This is a genomic window from Rhodococcus sp. LB1, assembly GCF_001583455.1.
GTDB lineage: Bacteria > Actinomycetota > Actinomycetes > Mycobacteriales > Mycobacteriaceae > Rhodococcus_F > Rhodococcus_F opacus.
On sequence record NZ_LTCZ01000225.1, the window covers coordinates 1 to 4,185 of the forward strand.

The 4,185-nt window shown below is 61.5% G+C and carries 4 protein-coding genes; 2 read left to right on the forward strand and 2 right to left on the reverse strand.

Features of this window, described 5'->3' with window-relative positions; translation table 11 throughout:
• Positions 1–61 precede the first annotated feature (61 nt).
• On the reverse strand, positions 62–955 hold the full coding sequence (locus tag AZG88_RS26900; RefSeq protein WP_061041217.1) for an ABC transporter permease: 894 nt from the start codon (positions 953–955) through the stop codon (positions 62–64).
• Positions 952–1,905 carry an ABC transporter permease gene (locus AZG88_RS26905; protein WP_061041218.1) on the reverse strand — a complete coding sequence of 318 codons (954 nt, stop codon included), beginning with the start codon at positions 1,903–1,905 and terminating at the stop codon, positions 952–954. Before AZG88_RS26905 ends, AZG88_RS26900 begins: the two co-directional genes overlap by 4 nt.
• 679 nt (positions 1,906–2,584) lie before the next feature.
• Between AZG88_RS26905 and AZG88_RS55750 the strand changes: the two genes are divergently transcribed.
• Both AZG88_RS55750 and AZG88_RS26915 read left to right on the forward strand, forming a co-directional pair.
• Positions 2,585–2,938, forward strand: a complete 354-nt coding sequence (locus AZG88_RS55750) for an MBL fold metallo-hydrolase (RefSeq protein WP_442971756.1) — start codon at positions 2,585–2,587, stop codon at positions 2,936–2,938.
• Between the two features lie 1,013 nt (positions 2,939–3,951).
• Positions 3,952–4,125, forward strand: a complete 174-nt coding sequence (locus AZG88_RS26915) for a hypothetical protein (protein WP_156517631.1) — start codon at positions 3,952–3,954, stop codon at positions 4,123–4,125.
• Positions 4,126–4,185 lie beyond the last annotated feature (60 nt).

Here is a 4,185-nt window from a genome sequence, read left to right on the forward strand (position 1 = left end):
GATCACGGGGGACCTTTCGTGGTCCGGGGTGAAGAACATGACAAGAGGGATATCGGTCAGATCAGTCCTGCATAGTGCGGTCGAACCGCAGGCGCAGGTGATCGCCGACCTGGTTGAGGGCGAAGACGGTGAGGAAGATGACCATCGAAGGGACGAACACAATGTGCGGTGACGTTGCAATGGAGGACTTGCCATCGCTGATCATTCCGCCCCAACTGGGCTGCGGCGGCGGAAGACCCAGACCGAGGAAACTCAGTGATCCTTCGGCCACGATCAGCGCTGCAATCACGATGGGGAAGAATGCGCCCAGAGCGGGAAGCACGTTCGGCAGAATTTCCTTGAGCAGAATCCTGGAGTTACTTGCACCGAGATTCTTTGCTGCACGTACAAATTCGCGTGACGACCAGGAGATCGTCGTGGCGCGTGCCAGACGGATGAAGGACGGAACGGTGACGAGCGTCAGACCCACGAGAATCGTCTTGACGCTCGGGGTGAGGATCGAGGACAGGGCGAGCAACAGGATCAGGGGAGGGAAGGCCAGCATCGCGTCTGCGAGAAGTGAGATACCGGAATCCACCTTCCGGCCGAAGAAGCCGGCGATCATGCCGAGAGTCGTGCCGATCGCCAGCCCCGTAATGCCGGCCACCGTACCGACCACGAGTGACACCCGTGCTCCGTAGATGCAGCGCGAGAGAATGGACCGGCCGAAACTGTCGGTGCCGAGCAATAGGTCGATCGAGCCGAAGCTGGGAGAGAGTCGCGATTCACCAACGGGGGCAGCGTAATCGGCTATGGGTAGGAAGTTCGCAGTGAGGGCGAGGACGAGGACCATGGCCAACCAGAAGTAGGCTGACCAGACAATGACCGAACGTTTCTTCTTCTTGACACGAACGACCGGTTTGTGGACTTGTGCTTCGATGTCGGGGATGTGGTCCAGGGACGGGCTGATGGTCATGCGCGAACCGCCTTGCGAACTCGTGGATCAAGGAATCCGTAGCTGAAATCGACGATCATGTTGACGACGACATAGACGAGGGCAACGAAGACCACAATGCCTTGGACGGTGATCACGTCACGAAGCGTGATGGACGACGAAACCAACTGCCCGAGACCAGGAAGCCCGAAGAGGATCTCGACCACCACCGTTCCGCCGATGAGGCGGCCGAGACTGATGCCTGCAAGTGTTATCAACGAGAACGAGGAGGGGCGAAGCGCGTGCCGGAACATGACGTACGTCCGCGACATTCCCTTCGCACGGGCAGCGGACACGTAGTCCTCTCTCAGTGTGCTGACGAGGTCGGTGCGCAGAAGGCGTTGAAAGGTGGCGATCTCGACGAAGGCAATTGCGAGTGCGGGGAGGAACGCGCTTCGGAGGTTGTCGCCGAGTCCGTCTTCGATGCGAGACCAGCCGGATACGGGGAACCACCCCAGCTTCAATGCGAGGAAGTAGATCAGCACAGGGCCTGCGATGAAGGCGGGGATCGCGAGGAACACAGACGTGACGGCGCTGATGCCTCGGTCGGTCGAACTTCCCGCAGTAGCAGCGGCGACCACCGCCAGAACGATTGCGACCGCCAGGGCAATGAGCAACCCCAGGATCGCAAGCTCGAGGGTGACGGGAAGGCGATCCAGAATCGCCTGAGTGACGTCCTGGCCCGTCAACGGCGACGTGCCGAGATTGCCTTGCAGCGCCGAACCGAGCCAGTCGATGTATTGCCGCCACAGTGGCTGATCGAGGCCGAGCTTTGCGTTCAGTTCGGCGACTGCCTGCGGAGTGGAGTTTTCGCCTAGGATCACTTGTGCAGCGGATCCGGGAGCCAAACTGAGCAATGAGACGGCGGCTACCGTCACCAGTAAGAGGACGAGCAGACTTCGTCCGGCTCGTTTCGAAAGTGTGAGCACCATAGCGTTCGCCTTAGGCCCTTTCCATAGTGGTGCATGGAATGTCGTGTGATGTGCAGATGCGCGCACTGACCGTAGGTTTCGGCTGCGGTACGCGTGTTGTGGGTGCGTGTGGCCTCTCCGAGTCGCTCCGGATGGATGACTGCAGACCGTCAGGTGTTCCGTTTGCCGATGCGCGTGCGATCGAGGTGCAGCGCACGCGCATGTGCGTGCGCTGGTCTGTCGTTGCGCCAGGTCCTTCCTGAGGATCTCCGTTCACTAAGTATACTAAGTCTTAGAAGACAACTTGCAACCATCAATTTTTCGATGCGGGCGAGCCCGGGTGCCGATCGTGATCGGCAGGCCGGCGCCCGGTGTGGGTGAGGCTTTGCCTCGGTCCGCGGAGCCCGGCTGTTGCATGGTGTCGGAATCCGGTGTTTCGGGTTGTCTTTCGACAGGGCTTGTAGTTGATCGATCCTTGGCTGCAACAACATTGGCGCGGTAGTGTCCAACTGACTCGCATCGAATGCTGCGGCCTGAGAAGCTCCTGGGCCCTCACCCTGCTGACAGGTGGAAACTATGTCGACGATCAGGGTGGGCAATGCTCTGATTGACCGTGTGGCGGAGCAGTCGCTACCGGTTTCACCCGGCCTGCTCATTGATGATCGCTCAATTGCCGCACGGCTTCCTGGGCGAGGAGTCGATGACCTTCCAGTGCCCGAGCCACAGTTGGGTGGTGAGAGTTGACGGTCTCACCGTGCTCGTCGATCCCTGTACCGGCAACAGCCGCGAGGGGCGGGGCCCCTATTTCGATAGCCTGGACGGGCCGTTTCTGGAGCGACTTGCCCAGTCCGGGGTGTCGGTCGATGCCGTTGACGTCGTGTTCTGCACCCACCTTCATCACGATCATTGTGGCTGGAACACGGTGCAGATCGATGGTGCGTGGGTGCCGACAACGAGGTCAAGTCCAACACCTTTGACGAGTGCGTGCACCCGACCGTCGACGCGGTTCTGGCCACGGTGGTATCTGCACCGTATGCAATCTCGTCGAGTCTGACCATCGAACCTGCGCCGGGTCACACGCTACGGTCACCTGTCCGTCGACGGAGGCGAGGTGCGCTTGGTGCCCGGCGGTGCTCCGGACGCCGGCCACGAACAGGTCGCCGCCGGGTTCCGGAAGGCTGACTAGCCTGGGCCGCGGCTGACTGATCGCGTCAGGCTGGGTATTGCATCGCGGTCCGCCCGACGCTGTCGGGGAAGGCTGTCGCGAAGAGTCTTTCCGCCGTCATTCGACCGCGCGACCCCGATACGACCCGCTCCCGCGGGGCAGGCACCGGACAGATCGTCGGTGCCCGGGCAGCCGAGGAGGCGGAACCTCCGGAGCTTCCGAAGTCCACGGGCCACGCGGCATCGGCAGCGGCCGGGACGGCAAGGGCGACCGTGGCCGCAAGCGTGACGCCGATCCGGCGCCCCCGAGTGTTCTCGACGTGCCCGTGACGGTTCCAGGCGTTTCCTGACAGTTTTGGACACACGCGATCCCTTCTCGAGGTGAATTGGGCCATCCGCGGTGAAGGTGAATCCTGCGAGTTGGGTGATGCATGACATCCACCAATGGCCCCGCTGTGGCCTGGCCCAAAGCGAGCATAGGGACGCGGGATCAGGAAAGCGGCAGTGAAGGCAGTCAATATCTCGGGTGGCGCTTACCTATTCGGAACGTGTCAGCTCATCCTTGAAATCAAGAGGAGGGGGTGGGTGGCCTCGCGGCGCGGCTGCCCGATTTCGGCACTGCGTGGCGTCGACGTGCGCATGGCGGACTGTCTCGGAAGGTTAGCGATGATCGCCGGCCGTCGCGGGGTCGACAGGACTCGAGGCGTCGATCGAGCTGCCATTCCATACACCGGAATCGCCCGACGCGGCCTCGCGTCACAGTCTCTACGGTGAACTGCGAAAAGGTTAGTCTTGCCAACGCTGACCTAGCAAACTATGTTATCTAGGTAACAGAATGAAGGTACTCAAGCCGTCGTCTCGTTACGAGCGTGTGCCGGGATACCTCGGTCGCGAGGAGTGTTCATGCTGAAGGCGCGGTTCACTGCAACAGTCGGCGTCGAGTTCCCCGTCGTGCGAGCCGGCGTGATGCCCCGGGGCCGCGTGCGACTCGCCGGCCGATTCCTCGCCGTCTTCGCCCTCAACCAGGTCGGCGATCACCTGCCTGCGGTTCGACCGCACTATGCAGGTCTGATCTGACCGAAACCTCCTCTGTGTCAGATTCTTTCACCCTCGAACGACGAAAGGTCCCCCGTGATC